Here is a 23,534-nt window from a genome sequence, read left to right on the forward strand (position 1 = left end):
TCACGACATGGTTACATCAGGGGGCCGTCAGCGCCGCAACCAGCGCCTTGACCTTCGCCTGCCGCCATTGCGGGGTGGGGGCAACGAGCCAATAGCCGCGCTTCACCGCAACCGTCTCACCCACCTGCCGGACACGTCCCGTCGCGATATCGGCCTCGGCGAGCATTGCAGGAACATTCGCCTGCCCGAGACCGTTGGCAGCCGCGTCGATCGCCAGCCCGGCATCGCCGAGCCGCAGCGCGGGTTCGCCGTCGGCCACGGGGCAGCCGGGCCACGCAATGCGCGTGTCGCTGTTACTGCCCGGACCCGAAACGGTGACCATCAGCGCGTCGGCGAGCGCCACACCTTCATGCTCGCCCGCCCCGTCGGTCCAGAAGATCGCGAGATCGAGGTTCGCCTCGGTAAAGTCGATGCCGCTGTCGGCAGAGACCAGCGTGAAGCGCACATCGGGCGCCTGCTGGCTATAGCGTGCCAGGCGCGGCGCGAGCCATTTCGCTGTGAGGTCGCGCGGTGCGGCAATCGTCAGCGATTGCGACGATTGCCCGGCCTGCATCGCGCGCACCGACTCTTCGAACTGCAGGAAGCCCTGCCGCAGCGCGTCAAGCCCGGCATCGGCCTCACCCGTAAGCTCAAGCCCCTTGGGCGTGCGGCGGAACAGCACGACGCCGAGCATATCCTCTAGCGCGCGAATCTGCTGGCCGACCGCGGCGGGCGTCACTGCCAGCTCGTCGGCGGCGCGCGTGAAACTCAGGTGCCGCGCAGCGGCGTCGAACACGCGCAGGGCGTTCAGGGGCAGGTGCGTGCGCTTCATGACGCGGTCGCAGGCGCCACGAGCGGAAAATGCGGGATTGCGACGAGCAATTGCGATCCGTCGCCGAGTTCCATCGCATAACTCCCCACCATCGACCCCTCGGGGGTCGGCAGCGGGCAGCCCGAGACATAGTCGTACGCGCCGCCGGGCACGATCAACGGCTGCTCACCGACGACGCCTTCGCCCTCGACTTCGCTGATCTGACCGCGCCCGTCGCTGATCCGCCAATGGCGACTGATCAACTGCACCGCGCCCTCGCCATGATTCTCGACACGCACATGATAGGCCCAGAACCAGCGGCCCAGCGCCGGATGCGATTGTTCGGGCAAATAGCTGACCGCCACGCGCACGGTGATCGACCCGGTGGTCGCCGCGAAGGGGAAGAAGGAGTCGATCATCGTGCTCATGGCGTCAGCGTCGCTCAAAGCCCGACCTTGGTCAATGCCTGGTCCAGATCGGCGATCACGTCGCGCGGATCTTCGAGCCCGATATTGATGCGCAGCATACCCTCGACGACGCCCATATCGACGCGCGCTTCTTCGCTCACGCCATAATGCGTCGTCGACCAAGGGTGGCAGCAGAGGCTGCGCGAATCGCCGATATTGTTGCTGATATCGACGAGTTCGAGCGCGTTGAGGAACGCCATCGCCTGCTCGCGGCCGCCGTCGAGCACGAAGGAGAAGATCGGGCCGCACGCGCTCGATTGGCTCATCGCCAGATTGTGCTGCGGATGGCTCGCGAGCCCCGGGTGGAGCATCCGCGCCACGCGGCCCTCGATCGCCTTGCCGACCGCGAGCGCATTTTCCGACTGGCGCCGCGCGCGCAGGTCGAGCGTCTCGAGCCCCTTCAGCACCACCCACGCGTTGAACGGCGACAGGTTCGGTCCCGTGTTGCGCTGGAAGGGCAGCAGTACGTCATTGATGAATTTCTCAGTCCCGCACACCGCGCCCGCGAGCACACGCCCCTGCCCCTCCATCAGCTTCGTCGCAGAATAAGCGACGACGTCGGCGCCGAAATCCATCGGACGCTGGAGCACCGCGGTCGCAAAGGCATTGTCGACCACGGTCGTGATACCATGCGCTTTCGCGAGGCCGCACACATGCTTCATGTCGACGATGTCCATCGTCGGGTTTGCGGGGGTTTCAAAGAAGAAGACCTTGGTGTTCGGCTTGATCGCCTTTTCCCACGCGTCATTGTCGCGGCCATCGACGACGGTCGTCTCGATGCCGAAGCGCGGGCAGAGATGGTCGACGAGCCAGCGGCACGACCCGAAGGCCGCCTTCGCCGCGACGATATGGTCGCCCGCCGAAAGCTGGCAGAGCAAGGCTGTCGTCATCGCCGCCATACCGGTCGCCTGGACGCGGCATGCCTCCGAGCCCTCCATCAGCGCGATCCGCTCCTCGAGCATCGCGACGGTCGGGTTCTGCAGCCGCGAATAGGTCATGCCCTGCTCTTCGCCGGCAAAGCGCGCGGCGACTTCCTCGGCATTGTCATAGGTATAGCCCGAGGTCAGGAAGAGCGCTTCCGACGTTTCGCCATGCTCGCTGCGCCAGGTCCCGCCGCGCACCGCCTGCGTCGCGGGGTGCCAGTTTCTCGTCTTGCTGCGGTCGAAACCCGTCGTTTTTTTCATCTCATCTATCCGTTCAAAGCCGAAACAACCGCATCGCCCAATGCCGCCGTTCCCATATTGCCCCCCAGATCCGCGCCGCGGCACCCGTCCGCCAACACTTTCGCGACCGCCGCCTCGATCCGCGCCGCGCTCGCCTCGTCACCGCCCGAATGGCGCAGCAGCATCGCGAGCGACAGGATCATCGCCAGCGGGTTGGCAACGCCCTTGCCCGCGATGTCGGGCGCGCTGCCGTGGATCGGCTCGTACAATCCCAGCTTGCCTTCGCTCAGCGACGCTGAGGCGAGCAGCCCGATCGAGCCGACACACATCGAAGCCTGATCGGACAGGATGTCGCCGAACAGATTTCCGGTGACGACGACATCGAACTGGCCGGGATTGCGCACCAGCTGCATCGCGGCATTGTCGACATACATATGGCTGAGCGTCACGTCGGGATAGTCCGCAGCGACCTCGATCACCACGTCGCGCCACAGCTGCGAGGTTTCGAGCACATTCGCCTTGTCGACCGAGCAGAGCCGTTTCTGCCGGCCTTGCGCGGCGCGGAAAGCGACATGCGCGATGCGCCGCACTTCGCTCTCGCTGTATGACATGATGTCATAGCCTTCGCGCTCGCCGCTCGCCGTCGTGCGCGTGCCTTTCTCGCCAAAATAGACATCTCCGTTGAGCTCGCGGACGATCAGCAGGTCGATCGCCGATGCGACTTCGGGACGCAGCGCCGAGCTATCCTCCAGCCCAGCGAACAGCTTGGCGGGGCGCAGGTTGGCGAACAGGCCGAGTTCGGCGCGCAGGCCGAGGATCGCCTGCTCGGGGCGCAAATGGCGCTCGACATTGTCGAAGCGCGGATCGCCGACGGCGCCAAACAGGAGTGCATCGGCGGCTTTCGCCTTCGCCAGCGTTTCGGGGGGCAGCGGGTGGCCTGTGGCTTCATACGCCGCCCCGCCGACGAGCGCGCGGTCGAGCGTCACCGGCAATGCGAGCGCGGTCAGGACCTTCTCGGCCTCCACCATGATTTCCGGACCGATACCATCGCCAGCCAACAGCAGGATTTTCAACGTCTCGCCCTTTCGTGTCTCGCCAGCCGCTTAGACAGCGGCGGAGGATCACGCAACCGCCCTGCCCAGCCTGGAGACCAATCTTTCCCTTACGGTCAGCAAGTCGCGGTTGCGCCCGTCGAGGACGTCGCGGTCGAGGAAGTGGCCGGTGATCATCAGGCCGTCGAGGATATCGCCCAGTGACGGACTGGCGTCCTGCCCGCGCAGGAAGGGTGGCAGGCGAAACAGACGCTCCTCATAACCCGCCGCCGCGCCGACACTCACCGCGCCGCCCGATTTTGGGCTGATAAAAGCGAGATTCTCGCCAGAGCCCGTTACGACGCATTCATCGAGGTTCAGTCCGAAACCCAATTCGGCGAGCAGCAGCAACTCGTAGCGCGCCAGCGCCGCGGCCCATTGCCGCGCCGAAGAGGCCACGCCGATCGCGTCCAGAACGGCCGACAGGGCAGAGTAAAGCGCCGGATAGGGCTGGCTTTCGGGTAAGGTTGCCGCCGTCAGGCTCGTCGCCCAATCGATCGCCGCCGACGCCAACGGCTCGGCGAGCAGCGGCGCACGGCTTTCCAGCAACTCCACGGTTGCACCGCCAAGCTGTTCCTCGGTACGCGCGCGCAGCTCGAGCGCGATCAGGTTGCCGGGCATCAGAATCGGTCGCAGCCGCCGCGAGCGTCCGCCGCGCACATAACCCGCGATCAGACCCGCTTCCTCGGTCAACGCGCGCAGAATCGCGCCATGCTCGCCATGCGCACGGACCGCGCAGACGATGGCATCGGCGGTCAGGCTGGCCAAAGCACCATCTGCGTCTGCGTCACCAGCGCGACGTCGGCGCCATCTTCGGTGCGGATGTGCGTCTGCCACACCGACAGCCGTTTGCCGACCTTCACCGGGGTCGCTTCGCCGATGAGCACCGATCCGACCGGCCCGGCGCCGAGGAAATTGGTCTTGCTCTCGATCGTCGTCGTACCGTTCGCGCCCTCGGGCAGCGTCAGGAAGGCGCCGACCGCACCAAGGCAGTCGGCAAAGGCCATGATCGCGCCGCCGTGGACGATCCCGCCCGTCGTGCAGATTTCAGCGCGCACGGCGAGCTTGCCCGCGACGCGCTCCTTGTTGCCTTCATGGATCGTTACCCCAAGCGTTCCCGCGAGCGGCATGGCGGCTGCAAAATCCATAATATTCCCCTCAACGTCCCGAATGATAGAAATCATGCACCGCCTGCGCGACCGCCGCGCTCACCCCCGGCGCCTTCTGCAAATCCTCAAGGCTCGCACCGCGCACCGCGCGCGCGGTGCCGAAGTGCATCAGCAACGCTTTCTTGCGCGACGGTCCGATCCCCGGCACCTCGTCGAGCGGCGATGCTCCCATCGCCTTCGATCGCTTCGCCCGGTGTGCGCCGATCGCGAAGCGGTGCGCTTCGTCGCGCAGCCGCTGGATATAGAAGAGCACCGCATTATTCGGCGGCAGCGTGAATTCGCGCCCGTCGGGATGGTAGAAAGTCTCGCGCCCGGCATTGCGGTCAGGCCCCTTGGCCACCCCGACAAAGGTCAGATCGTCGATCCCCAGTTCGGCAAAGACCGCGGCAACCGCCGACACCTGCCCCTTGCCGCCGTCGATCAGCACCAGATCCGGCCATTCGCCCTTCGTCCGCTCGGGATCCTCCTCGATCGCACGCGCGAAACGGCGCTCGAACACCTCGCGCATCATCGCGAAATCATCGCCCGGCATCGTCTCGGCGCGCTTGATGTTGAACTTGCGATACGCGCCCTTGATCCAGCCCTCCGGCCCCGCAACGACCATCGCGCCCAGCGCATTGGTGCCCTGAATATGGCTATTGTCGTAGATCTCGATCCGCCGCGGCGGGTTTTCAAGGTCAAACAATTCGGCGAGTTCGCGCCCCAGCTTCGCTTGGCTGCTGCTTTCGGCGAGCCGCCGGTCGAGTTCCTCGCCCGCGTTACGCACCGCCTGTTCGAGCAACCGCCGCCGGTTGCCGCGCTGCGGCACGCTGATCTCGATCTTGCGCTCGGCAACTTCGCCCAGCGCTTCGGCCAGCAGGTCGCATTCGGCGGGCTCGCGGTCGACGAGAATCGTCTTCGGCGGCGGCACACCCTCGTAAAATTGCATCAGGAAGCTCGCCATCACTTCCTCTTCGGGCACCCCCGAGACGTGCGCGGGAAAGAAGCTGCGATGCCCCCAATTCTGCCCGCCGCGGATAAAGAAGCCCGCGATGCACAGCTGCCCGCCCTTCGCCGCGAGCGCAAATACGTCGGCGTCGCCCAGCCCGTCGGCGTGGACCGACTGGCTGCCCTGAATGAAGGTCAGCGATTTCAGGCGGTCGCGGATCACCGCCGCCTGTTCGAAATCCATCGCTTCGGCTGACCGCGTCATCGCATCGCCCAGCCGTTTCTGGACCGCAGTCGAGCGCCCCTCGAGGAAGTCCTGCGCGTCGCTCACCAGCCCGGCATAATCCTCCTTTGAGATGCGATCGACGCATGGCGCGCTGCACCGCTTGATCTGGTAGAGCAGGCACGGGCGCGAGCGGTTCGCAAAGAAGCTGTCGGTGCAGCTCCTGAGCAGAAAGGTTTTCTGCAGCGCGTTGAGCGTCTGGTGGACCGAGCCGGCACTTGCGAACGGCCCGTAGTAGCGCCCCTTCGCACGCCGCGCGCCGCGATGCTTTTGCACGCGCGGGAAATCATGATCCATGCGCAGCAGGATGAAGGGAAAGCTTTTGTCGTCGCGGAGCAGCACATTGTACGGCGGGCGGTAGCGCTTGATGAGCTGCGCCTCGAGCAGCAGCGCCTCGGCCTCGCTCGTCGTCGTGACGATCTCCATCGCACGCGTCTGCGACACCATACGCTGCAGCCGCTGCGGCAGCCGCGCGACCTGCGTATAATTGGCGACGCGGTTCTTGAGCGCGCGCGCCTTGCCGACGTACAGCACGTCGCCGCGCGCATCGAGCATCCGGTACACCCCGGGACGCGTCGGCAATTTGCGCACCACGCTGCGGATCGCCTCGGCACCGCGTTCGAGGTCGGGCTGGTCGCCCTCCCCGTCGCCGCCGCGCATCACATAGGTCGCTTTTTCTTCGTTGAATCGGTCGGGAGCGTTCGGGCGAGCCATGATTTTGCATGTAGGCGATGGCGGTGCGACCCGCCATAGTGTGCGAAGTAAAACATAGGAGGGGTCTTATGGAACTTCGTGGAAAGCTCGCGCTGGTGACCGGCGGCAGCGACGGCATCGGGCGCGAGATTGCGCTGCAACTGCAGGGCACCGGCGCAAACGTCATCGTGACGGGGCGATCAGCCGAGAAGTTACACGCCATGGCGGCGCTCGGTTTCGGGACGATCGCGGGAGATCTGTCGACCCCGACGGGCGTCGATGCCGTCGTGAGCGGGGTGGCGGGCAAGCCGCTTGCGCTGCTCGTCAACAATGCCGGGGTAGGCAGCGAATATGAGCTCGACGATGCCGCGACGTTAGAGAATGCGGCGCAATGCATCCGCACCAACCTCGACGCGCCGATCATGCTGTGTACGCGGCTGCTGCCGGTACTGCGCGCACAGCCCGAAGCGGCAATCGTCAACCTCACCTCGGGCCTCGCGATCGCGCCGCGCGCGGGCGGCTCGATCTATTGCGCGACCAAGGCGGGGCTGCGCAGCTATACGCAGGCGATCCGGCATCTGTTGAAAGACAGCAATGTCCGCGTGATCGAAGCGCTGCCGCCCGTCGTCGAGACAAACATGACCGCGGGCCGCGGAGGCAAGAAGATGAGCGCGCACGACTGCGCCGCCGAGATCGTCCGCGGCATCCGTACCGGCAAGAGCGAGATCAACGCCGGGATGGTGAAGATGTTGCAGTTCGTCCACAGTGTCTCGCCCGCGCTCGCGCGGCGGATCATGATCAAATTTTGAGGTAGCCGGCATGATCACCCTCTATGGCGAAGGCCGCGGCTTCCGTGTTGCCTGGCTGCTCGAAGAAATGGGGCGCCCTTATCGTGTACGGCCGGTCGATCTGCTCGACGGTGTCGAACAGGACACTGAATTCCTGGCGATAAATCCCGCTGGTTTCATTCCTGCGATCGTCGACGGCGATACGGTGATGGTCGAATCGATCGCCATCATGGAATATCTGCTCGCGCGTTACGGACCGGGCGCGCTTGCACCGAGGCCGGACGACGCGGCGTTCGCGACCTACCAGCAGTTTCTTCATATGGGCGAGGCGGGCCTCGCGGGCCCGATCAACGCCATCGTCGCGACGCACATCCTCGCCCCCGAAGCCGAACGGGAAAACTGGACCACCGACTGGGCACTCGGCGTCTTCAAGAGCCGTCTCGGGCTCGTAAGCCGCCAGCTTGCGCGTACACCCCATATCGCGAGCGACGATTTTTCCGCAGCCGACATTTCGGTGACCTACGCGCTCCAATTCGCCCAGCGCACGATCGGCTTCACCTTCGGCGCGACCGAACTGGACTATATCGAACGAACCACCGCGCGCGCGGGATATCAGCGCGCAATGGACAATTTTCCCGCGACAAAGGCGTGGGTCGCGGGGTTGGCCGGATCAACCGCAACCTAGCATCGTCATCCCGGACCTGACCCGGGATCCCGCTTCTTTCCGCCAAATCGCGAAGCGGGACCCCGGATCAGGTCCGACGTGACGAAAGAGAAGATATTGGCACGCCCCTCGAAGCAAAACGCCCGCGGAAATCCGCGGGCGCTCTGTTTTCGGCGATGTCGAAAGGCTCAGCCCTTGGCGACGCCCGCGATAGCCTGATCGACCAGAGCCTTGTCGGCCGCGGCATCATGCTTGTCGGCGATCAGCTTCGCTGCCGCTTCGGTCGCGGCCTTCGCGGCCGCAGCGCGGACTTCGGCAAGCGCCCCGGCTTCAGCCGCGGCGATACGGTCTTCGGCCATCTGTTTGCGGCGGCCGATCAACGCGGTTGCGTCGGCCTTGGCCTTGGCGACCAGCGCTTCAGCCTCGGCATCGGCGCGGGCGCGCATTTCGTCAGCTTCCTTCGCGGCGTCGGCGAGCTTCGCCTCATATTCTGCCTTCAGCGATTCGGCGTCGAGGCGCAGCGCTTCGGCTTCCTTGAGCTGCTTCGAAATCTCGGCAATCTTGTTGTCGAGCATGCCCGCGACCATCGCCGGCACCTTCTTCCACAGCAGGATAGCGATGAAGATCGCCATCGCGATCGAGACCCAGACGGTCGCGTCGATGAAACCGAACGACGCCGGTTCGACGTGCACTTCACCCGCGGCTTCGGACAAGATGGTCAGAACATTAGCCATGGAGCACCGCCTTCACCGCTGCCTTGGCGTCCGCCGCGGCGACCTTCACGCCCGACAGCTTGGCGACGAGATCGCCCGCTGCTTCGGCCGCGACCGATTCGATTTCGGCCATCGCCGAAGTGCGCGCCGCATTGACGTCAGCTTCGGCCGCCGACAGCTTGTCGGAGAGTTCGGCGTCGACCTTTGCCAGGCGCTTTTCAGCGTCTTTCGCGGCCTTGTCCTTGGCGTCCGTCACCGCCTTTTGCGCGGCGGCGCGGCTTGCGTCGCTCTGCTGGCGGTAGCTTTCTTCGAGGTTGTCGGCGGCGGCATGCGCGGCTTTCGCCGCGGCGAGGTCGTCCGCCACCTTGCGGTCGCGCGCGTCCACAGTCGCCTCAATCTTCGGCAGCATGCCGCGGCCGATGACGAAAAAGACGAAGCCGAAGGTCAGCAGCACCCAGAAAATCTGCGATGCGGCGTACCAGCTTTCAGCGAATTGGCTGATTTGAGGCATGGATTTACTCGACCGACAAAAGAAAAGCAGTCGCGGGGCCGGCCCTTAGAGAGCCAGCCCCGCAGACGAAATCAGGCTGCCTTGAGGTACAGCAGGATTGCGATCAGGAACGACAGCAGGCCGAGAAGTTCGGCGGCCGCGAAGCCGATGAACAGGCGGCCCTGCTGGCCGTCGGCAGCAGCCGGGTTACGCAGCGCGCTTTCGAGGAAGCTACCGAAGACGTTGCCCACACCGATGGCGGCCATACCGGCACCGATAGCGGCCAGACCGGCGCCGATGAGCGAAGCAGCTTGAACGTCCATTTTATACTCCTTGGGAAAAACGTTGATTATACAGTTGAAATATCAGTGCAGATTGACCGCATCGTTCAGATAGAGCGACGTGAGCAGCGCGAACACATAAGCCTGGATACCCGCGACCAGCAGCTCGAGGCCGCTGATGCCGACCATCAGCGCCATGCTGGGGATGCCGACGCCGAGGCCGACAGCCGGACCGGCGGCGATCCCGTCGATGATGAACGAGGCGAACACCTTCATCAGCACGTGGCCCGCGGTCATCGCGACGAACAGTCGCAGCGCGAGGCTGAACGGGCGGACGAGGAACGACACCAGCTCGATCACCGGGATCAGCCACAGCAGCCACCAGGGCGTGCCGTGCGGGACGAAAAGCGAGAAGAAATGCAGGCCGTGGCGCCAGAAACCGACAATCAGGACGATCGAGAAGCTCAGGATCGCGAGGAAACCGGTGATCGTGAAGTGGCTCGTCACGGTGAAGGGGTGCACGCCGAACAGGCCGAGCGGCATCAGGCCGATCACGTTCAACATCAGGATGAACATGAACAGCGAGAAGACATAGGGCGTATATTTGCGGCCTTCAGGGCCGATATTCGCGTTCATCATGCTCGAGATAAAGCCGGTGAAGCCTTCGACCGCGACCTGCCAGCGACCGGGAACGAGCTGACGCTTCATCCCGCCGATCATGAAGACCCACAGCAACAGGCCGGCGATCAGCATCCACATCGCGCTGGTCGTAAAGGCAACCTCATGATTGCCGACATGGAACATGTCGAACATCTTCTGCACCTCGAACTGGTGCATCGGGTCCACTTTACCTTGATCCGCCACGCGATACCTCGCCTAAATCCCAGTAATCCAGCTTCAATCCGGCTTTGAAGGCCGGATATTCGCTATTCGAAATATGCTTCTGAAGGCGACGACTATTCCGAGGAACAGCACCACCAACAGGCCCCAGGGTGCGGTGCCGGCAAAATGATCGATCGTCCAACCGACCAAGGCGCCGCCACCGATACCGCCCAGCAGTTCGGCCAGAACGCGGTTACCGAGCTTGTAATTCGCATCGGTCTCCGGTCCGGCGTTCACTGCGGTCCGTTTCGCTTCTGCGGCTTCGGCCCGGTCCAATCGCTCTTCGAGCGAGACCAGGCGCGAATCCTCCGAAGCTGGTTCCGGATCGCTGCCATTCCCCGTCATTTGCGCCATCCTCCTGAAACAGAGCCGATATCCATCGATTCCGCCTGCGAAAAAAGGCCCGAAAATTCGGGGGACCCCTAAGGCGCGGTCCGTTTAGGAACGACACCCGATTAAGTCAATGCTTGTGCGCAGGTGCACAAAATTGACGCCGCCGAGGCGCGCAAAAATGCCGCCGCGTTTAGGGGCGCGGCGGCATCTGAGGGCCCGCAGCCCCCGTTGTGCAGCTTAATCTTTTAAGGGCAGCGTGCGTCGCGCTCGGGCGGGCTACCGTCGCGCGTTTTCCAGGCGCCACTCGGCGTCTGATACTTCTCGCCTGCCTTGGTCTGCGCGATCAGGTTGCAGCCGCTGGTGAAAGCAAACTGCTCGACCGTGCTGCCGGTCGACTGCGCGCTTGCGGTATAAGCCGCCTTGCGCTTGATATTGAGATCCTGCACCAGCGCGCGGATCGCCGGGGTCGGCGTCGTCGCAAAGCCCAGATAGCCGTCAGGCTGCTCGCCGACCTGTCCCGCTGCACGCGCGGCGGCATAGGCCGGATCGCGCTGCGCCATTGCCGACGGCACCGCGAGTGCAACCGCAGCAGTCGCCGCGATCGCGGCCAACGCCAGTCCGGTCGGTTTCCACATCGTCTTCGTCATCTTGGTCTTCCCCATCAGAATATCTCGCTATTCTGCTCAATGAGCTTCTTGGCATCGCCATCCAGCCTGTACACCACTTCCTGACGGATGTTGATGTTCAGGTTGATCTCGATCGGCTTGTCGGGCGTTTCGATCTGGACGCAGCCCGCCAGGGCCGACGCACCTATCATCACCGCAACATACCTACCGCCTATGGCCAGCCTCCTAGCTCCAGTCTTGGTCGTCTTCATTGCACGGGCTCGCTTTCTGGGGGCTGAACGGGGACGATTGTTGCTTTTTTCGCGTCTTCCTGCGCGCGGATCAGCGCCGGAAGATTCTGTTCAATTAGCAGCGACGGATCATAAAAGCCCTTGGCCGAAGTCAGCAACTGGCGGAACGGCGCCCGGATCTTCACATTGAAGACGAGCGGCAGTTTTGCGACCTGGTTGGTCAGGAAATTGCGCGTCGCGCCTTCGCCCTGCCCTACGCCGCCAAAACGGATATCGGTCACCATTTCGCCATCGAGGTCCCCGTTCAGGATGATCGTCAGATCGTCATATTTGAGGCTGCGTAACGCGCCAAAGGCAAAATTGGCGATGACACCCAGATTGCGGTTCGACAATTCGCCAACATAGGCAAGCGTGCCGCCGCCGGCGCGCGAATCGATGCGGCCGCCCACGATCCGCCCGCCCATCCCGTCGAATTCGACCGGCAATGTCCCGTCGAACACGCCCGTCGCGTTGATATTCTCGAAGCCGAAGCTTTGCAGGAACACTGCGGCATCGACCCCGACGATGTCGAACGAGAGCCGCCGCGCCTTCTCCGTGCCGAAATCGAGCGTCGTCGGATGCAGCAGCAACTGCCCGCCGGCAAAAGGCCAGCTCCCGCCCTCGACCCGCACACGATTGTCGCCGAGCAACCGATATTCGATCTCGCCGTCGACCACCGGGATGCCCGGGTTGATCTCCTTGATCTTCGCGATCTGGCCCGGCGCCGATTTGAGGCCGATCAGATCGTCGAAGCTTATCGTCGTTGTTAGCCCCGTCACCGGGCCGAAGGCCGCGGCGAGGCTGGCGTCGGAGGTCGCAAAGGTGCCGCGGCTCGTGACGCCGTCGGCGGTCCATTCGATCCGCCCGTCGCCGACCACGGAACCCTGGACATTGGCGACGACGCCGAGCGCGAGACTGGTAAGCTGGTCGGGTTGGAAGGCTTCGCTGAAGCGCAGTTCTTTAACAGAAAGGTCCGCCGAACCGCTGCTGTCGGCTAGCCGGTGCCGGATCAGCGTGTCGAGGATTTTCGTTCCTGTCTTCTGTTCGTTGAAACCCGCTTTTGCCTCGATGACCCCATTTGCAAAGCTCAGGCTGGCCCGGTTGCTGACCAGCGGAAAGAAGCGCGGATCGGGTGCCGCATCGGTGAGCAACACACCACCGTCGAGCGTCAGCGCCCCCTTCGCGAAGCGCCATTGCCCCGCAATCTCGCTCATGTTGAGCGGCACCGCGCCGATCTTGCCGCTCGCACCGCGCAGATCGCCCACCATTCCCTGCGGTGCCCTGCGCCCGGTCAGGCTTTCGGCGGCGAAGCGCGTTATGCTTTCCCCCTCGCCCAGCCGGATATCGGCGCGCGCCAGCGACCAGCGCATCGCGGACAGGTCGATATTCGCCGGCCCGCTTTTCAGGCTGAATGGCGAACTGCCGCTCGTCCCGCGCAGCGCGATGCCGGGAATGCGAATATCGCCGCGCAGCCCGTCGGGACCGGCACTGAGTAGCGGCGCGCCGGGCCGGCTGCACAGGTCGATCGCGCTGCGGCCGAGCCGGAAACCGCTGATCTCGATCCGATCGGCCGCGACGCGGCTGCACCCGCCGTCGAACGCGAGTGCACCCGTCGGAGCGAGAAAGCCATTCAGCGGCAACGTCAACCGCTCGACGCGCCCGTCCGCGAGCGGACCCGACAACGTCGCCGCCGTTGCGAAGCGCAGCAACCCGCCCGCACCGCCCGAAAAACGCACGGGCGTCAGCGCCAGCCGCGCGCCTTCGGCGTCAAAGGGATCGAGGCTGGCGAGGCCGGTCACTCTCCCCTCGGCGCTGCGATCGAGGCGCAGCGTTCCCGAGGGCAGGTCGCCACCGGCGATGCTCCAGCGCCCCGTCGCGATCACCGCGGGTTCGTCGGCGCCATAGAGATAGCCGATGCGGCTGTCGGTGCTTCCGGTGAAATGCGCGCCGCTCGCACTCGTCAGTTCGGGCGCGATCAGGTCGACGCGCGCCGTTGGCCCCTCACCCGCGAGCGCGAAGCCCGCGCTGCCGCTCGCATCGGCCAGCACGCGGCTCAGGGCGCCGACAGCCTTCGCTGCCAGCGGTCCGACCGGCGTGCCCGCCAGCCCGCGCGTACTTTCGGCGAGCGAGCGGCGCAAATCGGCGCTGCCGCTAGCGCGAGCAAAACTGATCCGCCCGTCGAACTTCGGCGCCGCGCTGCCGACGCTGCCCTTGGCTTCGAGGTTCACCGTCTCGGCCGCAAAATCGGCGCCGCGAAGGTGCGCCATGTCGGCTTCGACGTCGAACTTCGTCAGCACCGCGGTGCCGTCGAAGCGAGCGACCACGCCCATCCGGTCGGCCGCGACGGGTCCCGCGACAAGCCGCGCGATGCTCGCGTCGGCCTTGCCCTTCCAGCTTTGCAGATCTTCGGAGAGCGAAAGGTCGAGCGCGATTTGCGGGGACGCGGCGGTAACGCTGCCGTCTGCGCAGCGCAGCGAACCACCACGCAAGGGACCGACGAGCTGCGGCCGGACGTCGCGGACGAGAACCGTGCCGTAGAAACTGATATCGTCGCCGCTGCACCCCGCCGCCGCAATGCGCGGCGCGACGAGTGCGAGCTTGCCCGTGAAGTCGCGGCGCAGATTGCCGCCACCGTGCAGCGCCGCACCAATATTGCCCCACGGTGTTTCGACGCGTGCCCGCGCATCACGCAACGCAACCGACAGGTCGGGCAAGGCGAACGGATCCTTGCTCGTCGGATCGCGGAATTTGTCGAGCGAGCCGAACGACAGGCGGCCGTCGACGAAGCGGCCATAGAGACGAACGCCCTCGGCATTGATCCCCGAAACATAAGGGCCGCGCCAGCCATAGCCGAGCAGCACCTCGACGCGCTTCGCGGTCAGATCGGGATGCTTCGGATCGCCGATCACGATGTTGGATAATTGCTCGCTACGAAAACCGATCCGGTCGATCGTATAGCGGGCGGGCACGTCGCGGCTGTCGAGCTGGTCGCGGATGAATTCATCGGCGATCGGCTCGCGCGCGATCCAGACCCCCGCGACGAGAATGATCACCGCGCCCGCGGTCAGCCACCGCTTCTTGAACAGCAGCGTCCGGTATTTAAAGTGCGGCTTCGTAGCCTCTGCCGCGTCAGTCATGGAATATGGCCGATGACGTCATGGCGGCAAAATCTCGTCCCTCGACCCGAGCCCTGTTCAGGGCACAAACGCCGGAAATCCCGTTTCGATGCAGGAAATTGATCCGGTTCGCCATCTTCCTTTCCCTATGACCGTTGAGTGCGCCTCACAAGGCGGTTATTGCCGCGCCATGGGGGATACGCCGGACCATCTTGGGCATCGCGCGCGGTTGCGGGCTCGCCTGCTCGACGACGCCGAAGGCCTCGCCGATTACGAGCTGATCGAATATCTGCTCACGCTCGCAATCCCGCGCCGCGACACCAAGCCACTCGCGAAAGCGCTGCTCCGCGAATTCGGTTCGCTGGCACAGCTTGTCAGCGCCGATCCCGAATCGCTGCGCCGCGTCGACGGGCTCGGCGATACCGGTATTGCGGCAATAAAGATCGTCCAGGCCGCGAGCCTGCGCCTGCTCAAGGGCGAATTTCGCGACAAGCCGCTACTCTCGAGCTGGGACGCGCTGCTCGACTGGTTGCGCGCCGATATGGGGCCGATCGACGTCGAGCGCGTCCGCGTCCTTTATCTCAATTCGCGCAACATGCTGATCCGCGACGAACTCGCGAGCGAGGGTTCGATCGACCAGTCGGCGATCTATGTCCGCGAGGTGATCAAGCGCGCGCTCGAACTCGGCGCTTCGGCGATCATCCTCGTCCATAATCACCCGAGCGGCAGCCCCGAGCCGAGCCGGCAAGATATCGCAATCACCAAGGATGTCGCGAGCGCCGCCGCGAAGCTCGGAATCGCGCTCCACGATCATATCATCATCGGCGGGTCCGATTATCGAAGCTTTCGCGCGATGGGGCTGCTCTAGCGCACCATTTGACTTCCGCCGCGCGCGGCCACATCATCATGGCCATGCAGATTCGACGCGGCCTTCTCCGCTTCCGCCATCATGGGGGGCAACTTCTCGCGGGCATTTAGCCCCGGGTTCCGGCGCGATCGCCCCGAGCCCGGGGCACCTTCCGTCCAGATATTGCCGCGCGTGGCCCGATGCTGCGCGCCAGCCGGAAAGTCCGCGCCATGACCAAGAAAAAAAGCGGGGCCGCGATGCCTCATATCCGCATGATCGATAGCGAAGCCGACGCGCTCACCGAACTGACGCTGCAGCAGCAGCGGGATTCGGTCCGCTTCTATGAATTGTTGCTCGGCGAGATCGATCGCGCCGCGATCTGCGAACGCACCGATATCCCGCCCGACGTCGTGACGATGGGCTCCAGCGTCACCTTCATCGATGAAAAGAGCCGCGCCGAACGCACCGTGCGCCTCGTATATCCCGCCGAAGCAGACATATCGGCCGGGCGGATGTCGATTCTTACCCCGATCGGGGCGGGCCTGATCGGCCTCAGCGTCGGCCAGTCGATCAACTGGCCCGATCGCGGTGGCATCGAACACCGGTTGACGATCGTCGCGGTCGAGCAACCCGTTTAGCTCCAAACAGCGATGCAGCCGCCGGATCGCTCCGACGGCTGCACCACCCCGCGGGACGCCGTTTAGGCGCCGCGCGACAGGAAACCGGTCAATTCGGTCTTGTTAACCGCGCCCGACTTGTCACCATCAGCCGATGCGAAAGCCTGACCAATCCAGGTCTTCACCTCGGCCGATTCGACGTCGGCACTCGGGTCGGTCGCTGCACGCAGCTTCTTCATCCACGAGCCGAACTCGGCTTCGTTCAGGTCGCCATTCTTGTCCCCGTCATAGGTAGGGAATTCCTGCTCGACGATCTGCGCGATCTGGGTCGGCGTTGCCGCCCCACCCGAAGGTGCAGGCTGGCTCGAAGCCGGCGGGGTCGACGCATCCGGTGCCGGGGCGGGCTCGGCCGGAGGCGTCGACGCGTCGGGAGCCGGAGCCGGTTCGCTGGCGGCCGGCGGGGTGGTCGGATCCGACGCCGGGGCAGTCGTCTGCGCCAAGGCCGGGAAACTCACGGCAGCAGCGCCGATCAAAAGCATCTGTTTCAACATGGTCTATCTCCTGTGTGCGGGATTATTCGGGTTCCGATTCGGGCTTTTCTTCGGAATCCGGAGCGGGCTGGTCAGCCGGAGGGGTGGGCTCAGCCGCAGGGGGCGTATCGCTTGGGGTCGCATCCTCGGTCGGCGCCGTTCCATCCGTCGGCTTCGTTTCGTCCGTCGGCTTGCTATCGGGCGCGGGGGCCGTGGTGTCGGTCGGCGCGGGCTGCGACTGCGTCGTGGGGGCCGGCTCTTCGGCAGGGGCAGTCGTCTGGGCCAAAGCGGGGAAACTGACAGCCGCCGCACCGATCAAAAGCACTTGTTTCAACACATTTATTCTCCTGTAACGGCGACTTCGATGGTCACTGCGACCCGTCGCCTTTCTGATGGGGCATGGGAGCAACCCATCGTCTTTCCGCAAAGTTGCGCGCCCTCGGCATTTGGCGAAACGCCCCGTCCCTGCTACGGGGCGCCCCATCGTGGTTCCGCGTGGATTCCGCGACAAGGCGCCCGAAAAGGAAGGAAAAACAATGGTTCCGCGTTACGCACGGCCGGAAATGACCGCGATCTGGTCGGCCGAGAATCGGTTTCGCATCTGGTTCGAGATCGAAGCGCACGCGACCGATGCCCTTGCCGAACTCGGCACTGTGCCGAAATCGGCCGCCAAGGCGCTGTGGGATTGGTGGGCGACGAACCCGACAATCGACGTCGCCGCGATCGACGCGATCGAGGCGGTTACCAAGCATGACGTCATCGCCTTCCTGACCTGGGTGGCCGAGAATGTCGGCGACGAAGCCCGCTTCATGCACCAGGGCATGACCAGCTCGGACGTGCTCGACACCTGCCTCGCGGTCCAGCTCAGCCAGGCCGCCGATATCCTGCTCGCCGACCTCGACGCGCTCCTGGAAGCGATCAAGCGCCGCGCCTATGAGCATAAGCTCACCCCGACGATCGGCCGCAGCCACGGCATCCACGCCGAGCCCGTCACCTTCGGGCTGAAGCTTGCCGAAGCCTATGCCGAATTCTCGCGCTGCAAGCTGCGCCTCCAGGCCGCGCGCGCCGAAATCGCGACCTGCGCCATTTCGGGCGCGGTCGGCACCTTCGCGAACATCGACCCGCGCGTCGAAGCGCATGTCGCGGCCAAGCTCGGCCTCGCGATCGAGCCGGTTTCGACGCAGGTGATCCCGCGCGACCGCCATGCGATGTTCTTCGCCGTGCTCGGCGTCATCGCCTCGTCGATCGAACGCCTGTCGGTCGAAGTCCGCCACCTTCAGCGCACCGAGGTGCTCGAGGCCGAAGAATATTTCTCGCCGGGCCAGAAAGGCTCGTCGGCGATGCCCCACAAGCGGAACCCGATCCTGACCGAAAATCTCACCGGCCTCGCGCGCATGGTGCGCAGCGCCGCCATCCCCGCGATGGAAAATGTCGCGCTTTGGCACGAACGCGATATCAGCCATTCGTCGGTCGAACGCTTCATCGGCCCCGATGCGACGATCACGCTCGATTTCGCCCTCGCGCGCCTGACCGGCGTCGTCGACAAGCTGCTGGTCTACCCCGCGCGGATGCAGAAGAATCTCGACCGCATGGGCGGGCTCGTCCATTCGCAGCGCGTGCTGCTTGCGCTGACGCAGGCGGGCGCGAGCCGCGAGGAAAGCTATGTCCTCGTCCAGCGCAACGCGATGAAGGTGTGGGAATCGGACGGCCAGCTCTCGCTGCTCGAACTGCTCAAGGCCGACGCCGACGTCACCGCGAAGCTGTCGGCCGACGAACTGACTGCGCTGTTCGACCTTGGTTATCACATGAAGCATGTCGACACGATCTTCGACCGGGTGTTCGGGGCGGCGTAGCCCCGGACTGGAATCGCGCGGCAATCTGTCATAGGGTCGGCACCAGACCGACAGAGGAGCAAGACGAAGTGGGCATCCTGCGAACGATCATCTGGGTCTTGCTGACCGCCGTCCTCGTCATTTTCGCGATGGCCAACTGGATTCCGGTCACCGTCACGATCTGGCCGGGGCAGGTGCTCGACACCAAATTGCCCGTGTTGATCCTCACAGCCTTCCTGATCGGCAGCGTGCCGATGTGGATCGCGCTGCGCACGACGCGCTGGTCGATGAAGCGCCGCCTCGACGCCAGCGAGCGGCAGGCGGCCGATTTGCGCGCGCTCGCCAACCGCCCCGTCGAGGTCACACCCGCCGCGGCGCCGGTCAACGACATCCCGCCCGCCCCCTCCGATCTTTTCTCCACGGACAAGCCATGACTTCACCGCTTTATCTCGCCATCGACACCACGCACCTCGATGCCGCGCTGACGCTGGCGCAAAAGGTGCGGCGTCACGTCGGCGGGCTGAAGCTCGGTCTCGAATTCTTCTGCGCCAACGGGCACCACGGCGTGCATGAAATGGCGAAGCTCGGCCTGCCGATCTTTCTTGACCTCAAGCTCCACGACATTCCCAACACCGTCGCCAAGGCGATCCAGGCGCTGCGCTCGCTCGAACCGGCAATCATCACCGTCCACGCCGCGGGCGGACGCGCAATGCTCGAAGAGGCGAAGGCATCCGCGGGCACGAACACCAAGGTCGTCGCGGTCACCGTGCTGACCAGCCTCGACGCGCCCGATCTGGAAGACATCGGCGTCGGCGGCAACCCCCACGATCAAGTCGTCCGCCTGGCGGCGCTCGCCCGCGAAGCCGGCCTCGACGGTATCGTCTGTTCGGGACAGGAAGTGAAAGCGGCGCGCAAGGCGTGGCCCGGCGGCTTTTACGTCGTCCCCGGCGTTCGCCCCGCGAACGGCAAGATCGGCGACCAGAAGCGCGTCGTTACCCCGGCGCAGGCGATGGCCGACGGCGCCTCGATCCTCGTCGTTGGCCGCCCGATCAGCCAGTCGGCGGACCCCGACCTCGCCGCGCGCGAAATTGAAGCGACGCTGTAAGCCCCATTCCCATTCCCGTTCGTGTCGAGCGAAGTCGAGACACCCATCGGAGCAGCGCAAGATCGAGAGACATCTCGACTTCGCTCGATGCGAACGGACAAATTAGAGTCTGACCATGCCCCCACTCGTCAAAATCTGCGGCCTCAAGACAATCGAAGAGGTCGATGCCGCCATCCGCCACGGCGCGACGCACATCGGCCTCAATCATTATGAGCCGAGCCCGCGCTATGTCGACCTCAAGACCGCGGCCGAGCTACGCAAACGTGCAGGCACGGGCAACGTGAAGGTCGCGTTGCTGTTGGTCAATGCCTCGCAGCAGCTTACCGGCGACGCGCTCGGCATGGTCCGCCCCGACATCATCCAGTTCCACGGCAGCGAGACTCCCGAATGGCTGGGTGTCGTGAAGCGGCTGACCCCGGCGGAGATCTGGAAGGCCGTCGGTCTGAAGGACGCCGAAACGCTCGTGCGGATGCAAAAATATCACGGCGTTGCCGACCGCATCCTGTTCGATGCTCCCGCCGCCGCGATGCCCGGCGGCACCGGCACGCGCTTCGACTGGTCGCTGCTCAAAAACCATCGCCACAGCATCGACTGGGGGATCGCCGGGGGGCTTACCCCCGAGAATGTCGCGCAGGCCATCGCAGAAACCGGCGCGCCGCTCGTCGATGTCTCCTCGGGCGTCGAAAGCGCACCGGGCGTCAAGGATGTGGACAAGATCGCCGCTTTCCTTAAAGCCGCCGGTCGATGACCGACTTACCCAACAGCCTCCGCACCGGACCCGACGAACGCGGCCATTTCGGCCAGTTCGGCGGCCGCTATGTCGCCGAAACGCTGATGCCGCTGATCCTCGACCTCGAGCGCCACTATCGCGCCGCGCAGGCCGATCCGGCGTTCAAGGCCGAGTTCGACTATCTGCTCAAACATTATGTCGGCCGCCCCAGCCCGCTGTGGTTCGCCGAGCGGCTGACCGAGCATCTCGGCGGCGCGAAGATTTACCTCAAGCGCGAGGATCTCAACCACACCGGCGCGCACAAGATCAACAATTGCATCGGCCAGATCCTGCTCGCCAAACGCATGGGCAAGACGAAGATCATCGCCGAAACCGGCGCCGGCCAGCACGGCGTTGCGACCGCGACCGTCGCCGCGCTGTTCGGCCTGCCCTGCACGATCTTCATGGGCGCGGTCGACGTCGCGCGGCAACAGCCCAATGTGTTCCGCATGAAGCTGCTCGGCGCCGAAGTCGTCGCGGTCGAATCGGGCGCCAAGACGCTGAAGGACGCGATGAACGAGGCGCTGCGCCACTGGGTCGCGAACGTTCACGACACTTTTTACATCATCGGAACCGTTGCGGGCCCGCACCCCTATCCCGAGCTCGTCCGCGATTTCCAGTCGGTGATCGGCGACGAAGCGCGCGAACAGATACTCGAAGCTGAGGGCCGCCTCCCCGACATGCTGATCGCCCCTGTCGGCGGCGGATCGAACGCGATCGGCCTGTTTCATCCCTTCCTCGATGACGCCGATGTCGAGATCGTCGGCGTCGAAGCCGCGGGCGAGGGTCTCGACGGCAAGCACGCCGCCAGCCTCGCAGGCGGCCGCCCCGGCATCCTCCACGGCAACAAGACCTATCTGTTGCAGGACGAAGACGGCCAGATAACCGAGGCGCACAGCATCTCGGCCGGCCTCGACTATCCGGGCATCGGCCCCGAGCATAGCTGGCTCCACGAAATCGGCCGCGTGCGCTACGAACCCGTCACCGACGCTGAAGCCCTCGCGAGCTTCCAGAAGCTTACCAAGCTCGAAGGTATCATCCCCGCGCTCGAAAGCGCGCACGCGATCGCCGCCGCCGAACGCATCGCGCCGACGCTGGGCCCGGACAAGATCATCATCGTCAACTGCTCGGGCCGCGGCGACAAGGATATCTTCACGGTGGCGGATGCGTTGGGGGTTGAGCTGTGAAGCAATCGAACCTGGTCCGGATTGTCACCGATTTCTGTCTGTTTCTGGTCATATTGTCGTTTGCCGATCTCCTGTTTCGTCATGGCCTGAATTTCGGCGCATGGAATCTCGCTTCGGCGAGGTTGGCCTATAATGCGAGCATCGCTGCCGTTTTCGCGATTGTCTTTTATCTGAGGGGCTCTTCTCGATGACCCGCTTCACCGCCGCCTTCGGCAAGCCGCGCACCGCGCTCGTCGCCTTCATCACCGCGGGTGACGGCGACACCGCTGCGAACCTCGACGCGCTCGTCGCGGGCGGGGCCGATGTAATCGAACTCGGCATGCCCTTCACCGACCCGATGGCCGATGGTCCCGCAATCCAGGCGGCGAACCTGCGCAGCCTCGCCAAAGGCACGACGACCGCCGACATCTTCGCGATCGCTACCCTCTTCCGCGCGCGCCATCCCGACACCCCGCTCGTCCTTATGGGTTATGCCAACCCGATGACAATCCGCGGCGACGACTGGTTCGCTGCCGAGTGCGCCAAGGCCGGCGTCGACGGCGTCATCTGCGTCGACATCCCTGCGGAGGAAGACCCCGAACTTGGCCCCGCGCTCCGCGCCGCGGGCCTCGACCTCATCCGCCTAGCCACTCCCACCACCGACACCGCCCGTCTTCCCGCTGTGCTCAGCGGCGCGGGTGGCTTTCTCTATTATGTCTCGGTCGCAGGCATCACGGGCCAGCAACAAGCCGCGCAGGCGAGTATCGACGAAGCCGTCGTGCGCTTGAAGGCCGCGACCGACCTCCCTGTCGCAGTCGGCTTCGGCGTTCGCACCCCCGAACAGGCCGCCCAGATCGCACGCGTCGCCGACGGCGTCGTCGTCGGATCGGCCTTCATCGACATCATTGCCGAGCATGGCGACGCCGCCGCGCCTTATGTCGAGACCTTCACCCGTTCGCTCGTCGATGCTATCCACGGCGCAAAGGAGATCGCCGCATGAGCTGGCTCGACCGCGTTCGCAACGCGCTGCCCTTCGGGGCGAAACGCGACACCGCCGACAATCTCTGGCACAAATGTCGCCAGTGCCAGCAGATGGTGTTCGTCAAGGAATGGGAAGACAATCTCAACGTCTGCCCGCGCTGCGACCACCACGACCGCATCGGCGCGACCGAGCGTTTTGCGCAGCTGTTCGACGGCGGCCTGCATGAGATGATCAGCGCGCCCGCAGCGCCCGAAGATCCGCTCAAATTCCGCGATACCAAGAAATATGTCGACCGCATCAAGGCGGCGCGCGCGCAAACCGGCGACCGCGATGCCTATCAGAACGCGTTCGGCCGCATTTCGGGCCAGGGCGTGGTGATCGGCGTGCAGGACTTCGCGTTCATGGGCGGGTCGATGGGCGTCGCCGTGGGCGAGGCTTTCGTCGCGGGCGTCGAGGATGCGATCCGGCGCGGTGTCCCCTATATCGCGATCACCGCCGCGGGCGGCGCGCGGATGCAGGAAGGCACGCTGTCGTTGATGCAGATGCCGCGCGCCACGGTGGCCTTGGCCCGCTTGCGCCGCGCCGGCCTGCCCTATATCGTGCTCCTCACCGATCCGACCACCGGCGGCGTCACCGCCAGCTATGCGATGCTCGGTGACATCCAGATCAGCGAGCCCAAGGCGCTGATCGGCTTTGCGGGTCAGCGTGTGATCGAGAATACCATCCGCGAAAAACTGCCCGAAGGCTTCCAGCGCGCCGAATATCTGCTCGATCACGGGATGATCGACATGGTCGTGCACCGCAAGGAGCTGCCCGAAACATTGGGCCGACTGATCGGTTACCTCGCGCCCGAAAAAGCCGCCTGAGCATTCCCCTCCCTGCAAGGGAGGGGTCAGGAGTGGGTCTCGGCGATCGGGGCTCGATGCCCCGAACGACGAATA

Annotated in this window: 27 protein-coding genes; 11 read left to right on the forward strand and 16 right to left on the reverse strand. The window is 64.8% G+C overall.

Going from position 1 to position 23,534, the window contains the following annotated elements; all coding sequences use genetic code 11:
- Positions 1-16: 16 nt before the first annotated feature.
- Genes ASD73_RS19055 through uvrC form a run of 7 tightly spaced genes read right to left on the reverse strand, consistent with a single transcriptional unit; the run spans position 17 to position 6,604 of the window.
- Positions 17-811, reverse strand: coding sequence for a LysR family transcriptional regulator (locus ASD73_RS19055; protein WP_056374926.1), 795 nt, complete (start codon positions 809-811; stop codon positions 17-19).
- Positions 808-1,209 (reverse strand): Co2+/Mg2+ efflux protein ApaG, encoded by a 402-nt coding sequence (gene apaG, locus ASD73_RS19060; protein ID WP_082521724.1) that lies wholly within the window; start codon positions 1,207-1,209, stop codon positions 808-810. The genes ASD73_RS19055 and apaG overlap by 4 nt, the downstream gene beginning before the upstream one ends.
- A 23-nt stretch (positions 1,210-1,232) precedes the next feature.
- A complete protein-coding gene (locus ASD73_RS19065) occupies positions 1,233-2,441 on the reverse strand; it encodes a trans-sulfuration enzyme family protein (protein WP_056374928.1) in 1,209 nt (402 codons plus the stop codon).
- A 5-nt stretch (positions 2,442-2,446) separates the two neighbouring features.
- Positions 2,447-3,493 (reverse strand): 3-isopropylmalate dehydrogenase, encoded by a 1,047-nt coding sequence (gene leuB, locus ASD73_RS19070; protein ID WP_056374930.1) that lies wholly within the window; start codon positions 3,491-3,493, stop codon positions 2,447-2,449.
- Between the two features lie 48 nt (positions 3,494-3,541).
- Positions 3,542-4,279 (reverse strand): DNA repair protein RecO, encoded by a 738-nt coding sequence (recO, locus tag ASD73_RS19075; RefSeq protein ID WP_056374931.1) that lies wholly within the window; start codon positions 4,277-4,279, stop codon positions 3,542-3,544.
- Positions 4,267-4,659 carry a PaaI family thioesterase gene (locus ASD73_RS19080; protein WP_056374933.1) on the reverse strand — a complete coding sequence of 131 codons (393 nt, stop codon included), beginning with the start codon at positions 4,657-4,659 and terminating at the stop codon, positions 4,267-4,269. The genes recO and ASD73_RS19080 overlap by 13 nt, the downstream gene beginning before the upstream one ends.
- 10 nt (positions 4,660-4,669) lie before the next feature.
- Positions 4,670-6,604, reverse strand: coding sequence for an excinuclease ABC subunit UvrC (uvrC, locus tag ASD73_RS19085; protein ID WP_056374935.1), 1,935 nt, complete (start codon positions 6,602-6,604; stop codon positions 4,670-4,672).
- A gap of 68 nt (positions 6,605-6,672) precedes the next feature.
- On the opposite strand from uvrC, the gene ASD73_RS19090 reads away from it, so the two are divergent.
- Both ASD73_RS19090 and ASD73_RS19095 read left to right on the forward strand, forming a co-directional pair.
- A complete protein-coding gene (locus ASD73_RS19090) occupies positions 6,673-7,392 on the forward strand; it encodes an SDR family oxidoreductase (RefSeq protein WP_056374936.1) in 720 nt (239 codons plus the stop codon).
- A 10-nt stretch (positions 7,393-7,402) separates the two neighbouring features.
- Complete coding sequence (locus tag ASD73_RS19095) at positions 7,403-8,056, forward strand: glutathione S-transferase family protein (RefSeq protein ID WP_056374938.1); 654 nt, start codon at positions 7,403-7,405, stop codon at positions 8,054-8,056.
- Positions 8,057-8,223: 167 nt separating this feature from the next.
- Here ASD73_RS19095 and ASD73_RS19100 read toward each other — a convergent pair whose 3' ends face one another.
- The 8 genes from ASD73_RS19100 to ASD73_RS19135 all read right to left on the reverse strand — a co-directional run bounded on the left by ASD73_RS19100 (position 8,224) and on the right by ASD73_RS19135 (position 14,766).
- Complete coding sequence (locus ASD73_RS19100; protein WP_056374940.1) at positions 8,224-8,769, reverse strand: F0F1 ATP synthase subunit B family protein; 546 nt, start codon at positions 8,767-8,769, stop codon at positions 8,224-8,226.
- The gene (locus tag ASD73_RS19105; protein WP_056374942.1) at positions 8,762-9,259 is read right to left on the reverse strand and encodes a F0F1 ATP synthase subunit B family protein; all 498 of its coding nucleotides are present in this window, start codon (positions 9,257-9,259) and stop codon (positions 8,762-8,764) included. Before ASD73_RS19105 ends, ASD73_RS19100 begins: the two co-directional genes overlap by 8 nt.
- Positions 9,260-9,330: 71 nt before the next feature.
- Complete coding sequence (locus ASD73_RS19110; protein ID WP_037515205.1) at positions 9,331-9,561, reverse strand: F0F1 ATP synthase subunit C; 231 nt, start codon at positions 9,559-9,561, stop codon at positions 9,331-9,333.
- A gap of 42 nt (positions 9,562-9,603) precedes the next feature.
- Positions 9,604-10,356, reverse strand: a complete 753-nt coding sequence (locus ASD73_RS19115) for a F0F1 ATP synthase subunit A (RefSeq protein WP_056374944.1) — start codon at positions 10,354-10,356, stop codon at positions 9,604-9,606.
- Between the two features lie 60 nt (positions 10,357-10,416).
- Positions 10,417-10,746: an AtpZ/AtpI family protein gene (locus ASD73_RS19120; protein ID WP_037515490.1), complete on the reverse strand. Its 330-nt coding sequence runs from the start codon at positions 10,744-10,746 to the stop codon at positions 10,417-10,419.
- Positions 10,747-10,979: 233 nt separating this feature from the next.
- Complete coding sequence (locus ASD73_RS19125; RefSeq protein WP_235534601.1) at positions 10,980-11,396, reverse strand: YdbL family protein; 417 nt, start codon at positions 11,394-11,396, stop codon at positions 10,980-10,982.
- A complete protein-coding gene (locus ASD73_RS19130) occupies positions 11,396-11,611 on the reverse strand; it encodes a YnbE family lipoprotein (protein ID WP_056374946.1) in 216 nt (71 codons plus the stop codon). Before ASD73_RS19130 ends, ASD73_RS19125 begins: the two co-directional genes overlap by 1 nt.
- On the reverse strand, positions 11,608-14,766 hold the full coding sequence (locus tag ASD73_RS19135; RefSeq protein ID WP_082521684.1) for a YdbH domain-containing protein: 3,159 nt from the start codon (positions 14,764-14,766) through the stop codon (positions 11,608-11,610). The genes ASD73_RS19130 and ASD73_RS19135 overlap by 4 nt, the downstream gene beginning before the upstream one ends.
- Positions 14,767-14,935: 169 nt before the next feature.
- Here ASD73_RS19135 and radC point away from each other — a divergent pair, with 169 nt between their 5' ends.
- Together radC and rnk are read left to right on the forward strand one after the other, a co-directional pair.
- The gene (gene radC, locus ASD73_RS19140; protein WP_056374948.1) at positions 14,936-15,613 is read left to right on the forward strand and encodes a RadC family protein; all 678 of its coding nucleotides are present in this window, start codon (positions 14,936-14,938) and stop codon (positions 15,611-15,613) included.
- 251 nt (positions 15,614-15,864) lie between these two features.
- Positions 15,865-16,230, forward strand: a complete 366-nt coding sequence (gene rnk / locus ASD73_RS19145) for a nucleoside diphosphate kinase regulator (protein WP_082521726.1) — start codon at positions 15,865-15,867, stop codon at positions 16,228-16,230.
- 62 nt (positions 16,231-16,292) lie between these two features.
- On the opposite strand, the gene ASD73_RS19150 is transcribed toward rnk, so the two are convergent.
- Entirely contained in the window at positions 16,293-16,760 is a 468-nt protein-coding gene (locus ASD73_RS19150) for a hypothetical protein (protein ID WP_056374950.1), read from the reverse strand.
- Positions 16,761-17,275: 515 nt separating this feature from the next.
- Here ASD73_RS19150 and purB point away from each other — a divergent pair.
- From purB to accD, 7 genes are all read left to right on the forward strand, one after another.
- Positions 17,276-18,592, forward strand: coding sequence for an adenylosuccinate lyase (purB, locus tag ASD73_RS19160; protein ID WP_056375303.1), 1,317 nt, complete (start codon positions 17,276-17,278; stop codon positions 18,590-18,592).
- A 68-nt stretch (positions 18,593-18,660) separates the two neighbouring features.
- Complete coding sequence (locus tag ASD73_RS19165) at positions 18,661-19,005, forward strand: lipopolysaccharide assembly protein LapA domain-containing protein (RefSeq protein ID WP_056374954.1); 345 nt, start codon at positions 18,661-18,663, stop codon at positions 19,003-19,005.
- The gene (gene pyrF / locus ASD73_RS19170) at positions 19,002-19,676 is read left to right on the forward strand and encodes an orotidine-5'-phosphate decarboxylase (RefSeq protein WP_056374956.1); all 675 of its coding nucleotides are present in this window, start codon (positions 19,002-19,004) and stop codon (positions 19,674-19,676) included. The genes ASD73_RS19165 and pyrF overlap by 4 nt, the downstream gene beginning before the upstream one ends.
- A gap of 115 nt (positions 19,677-19,791) precedes the next feature.
- Positions 19,792-20,424 carry a phosphoribosylanthranilate isomerase gene (locus tag ASD73_RS19175; RefSeq protein WP_056374958.1) on the forward strand — a complete coding sequence of 211 codons (633 nt, stop codon included), beginning with the start codon at positions 19,792-19,794 and terminating at the stop codon, positions 20,422-20,424.
- A complete protein-coding gene (trpB, locus tag ASD73_RS19180) occupies positions 20,421-21,632 on the forward strand; it encodes a tryptophan synthase subunit beta (RefSeq protein WP_056374960.1) in 1,212 nt (403 codons plus the stop codon). Before ASD73_RS19175 ends, trpB begins: the two co-directional genes overlap by 4 nt.
- 187 nt (positions 21,633-21,819) lie before the next feature.
- Positions 21,820-22,611 (forward strand): tryptophan synthase subunit alpha, encoded by a 792-nt coding sequence (gene trpA / locus ASD73_RS19190; protein WP_056374964.1) that lies wholly within the window; start codon positions 21,820-21,822, stop codon positions 22,609-22,611.
- Positions 22,608-23,459 (forward strand): acetyl-CoA carboxylase, carboxyltransferase subunit beta, encoded by an 852-nt coding sequence (gene accD / locus ASD73_RS19195; protein WP_056374966.1) that lies wholly within the window; start codon positions 22,608-22,610, stop codon positions 23,457-23,459. The genes trpA and accD overlap by 4 nt, the downstream gene beginning before the upstream one ends.
- Positions 23,460-23,534 lie beyond the last annotated feature (75 nt).

The organism is Sphingopyxis sp. Root154 (assembly GCF_001427105.1).
GTDB lineage: Bacteria > Pseudomonadota > Alphaproteobacteria > Sphingomonadales > Sphingomonadaceae > Sphingopyxis.

Excerpts from the sequence above, each read along its gene's own strand:
- ASD73_RS19055 (WP_056374926.1), bottom strand. The coding sequence starts at position 811 with ATGAAGCGCACGCACCTGCCCCTGAACGCCCTGCGCGTGTTCGACGCC.
- apaG (WP_082521724.1), bottom strand. The coding sequence starts at position 1,209 with ATGATCGACTCCTTCTTCCCCTTCGCGGCGACCACCGGGTCGATCACC.
- ASD73_RS19065 (WP_056374928.1), bottom strand. The coding sequence starts at position 2,441 with ATGAAAAAAACGACGGGTTTCGACCGCAGCAAGACGAGAAACTGGCAC.
- ASD73_RS19080 (WP_056374933.1), bottom strand. The coding sequence starts at position 4,659 with ATGGATTTTGCAGCCGCCATGCCGCTCGCGGGAACGCTTGGGGTAACG.
- uvrC (WP_056374935.1), bottom strand. The coding sequence starts at position 6,604 with ATGGCTCGCCCGAACGCTCCCGACCGATTCAACGAAGAAAAAGCGACC.
- ASD73_RS19090 (WP_056374936.1), top strand. The coding sequence starts at position 6,673 with ATGGAACTTCGTGGAAAGCTCGCGCTGGTGACCGGCGGCAGCGACGGC.
- ASD73_RS19095 (WP_056374938.1), top strand. The coding sequence starts at position 7,403 with ATGATCACCCTCTATGGCGAAGGCCGCGGCTTCCGTGTTGCCTGGCTG.
- ASD73_RS19100 (WP_056374940.1), bottom strand. The coding sequence starts at position 8,769 with ATGGCTAATGTTCTGACCATCTTGTCCGAAGCCGCGGGTGAAGTGCAC.
- ASD73_RS19105 (WP_056374942.1), bottom strand. The coding sequence starts at position 9,259 with ATGCCTCAAATCAGCCAATTCGCTGAAAGCTGGTACGCCGCATCGCAG.
- ASD73_RS19110 (WP_037515205.1), bottom strand. The coding sequence starts at position 9,561 with ATGGACGTTCAAGCTGCTTCGCTCATCGGCGCCGGTCTGGCCGCTATC.
- ASD73_RS19115 (WP_056374944.1), bottom strand. The coding sequence starts at position 10,356 with ATGCACCAGTTCGAGGTGCAGAAGATGTTCGACATGTTCCATGTCGGC.
- ASD73_RS19120 (WP_037515490.1), bottom strand. The coding sequence starts at position 10,746 with ATGACGGGGAATGGCAGCGATCCGGAACCAGCTTCGGAGGATTCGCGC.
- ASD73_RS19125 (WP_235534601.1), bottom strand. The coding sequence starts at position 11,396 with ATGGGGAAGACCAAGATGACGAAGACGATGTGGAAACCGACCGGACTG.
- ASD73_RS19130 (WP_056374946.1), bottom strand. The coding sequence starts at position 11,611 with ATGAAGACGACCAAGACTGGAGCTAGGAGGCTGGCCATAGGCGGTAGG.
- ASD73_RS19135 (WP_082521684.1), bottom strand. The coding sequence starts at position 14,766 with ATGACTGACGCGGCAGAGGCTACGAAGCCGCACTTTAAATACCGGACG.
- radC (WP_056374948.1), top strand. The coding sequence starts at position 14,936 with ATGGGGGATACGCCGGACCATCTTGGGCATCGCGCGCGGTTGCGGGCT.
- rnk (WP_082521726.1), top strand. The coding sequence starts at position 15,865 with ATGATCGATAGCGAAGCCGACGCGCTCACCGAACTGACGCTGCAGCAG.
- ASD73_RS19150 (WP_056374950.1), bottom strand. The coding sequence starts at position 16,760 with ATGTTGAAACAGATGCTTTTGATCGGCGCTGCTGCCGTGAGTTTCCCG.
- purB (WP_056375303.1), top strand. The coding sequence starts at position 17,276 with ATGGTTCCGCGTTACGCACGGCCGGAAATGACCGCGATCTGGTCGGCC.
- pyrF (WP_056374956.1), top strand. The coding sequence starts at position 19,002 with ATGACTTCACCGCTTTATCTCGCCATCGACACCACGCACCTCGATGCC.
- ASD73_RS19175 (WP_056374958.1), top strand. The coding sequence starts at position 19,792 with ATGCCCCCACTCGTCAAAATCTGCGGCCTCAAGACAATCGAAGAGGTC.
- trpB (WP_056374960.1), top strand. The coding sequence starts at position 20,421 with ATGACCGACTTACCCAACAGCCTCCGCACCGGACCCGACGAACGCGGC.
- trpA (WP_056374964.1), top strand. The coding sequence starts at position 21,820 with ATGACCCGCTTCACCGCCGCCTTCGGCAAGCCGCGCACCGCGCTCGTC.
- accD (WP_056374966.1), top strand. The coding sequence starts at position 22,608 with ATGAGCTGGCTCGACCGCGTTCGCAACGCGCTGCCCTTCGGGGCGAAA.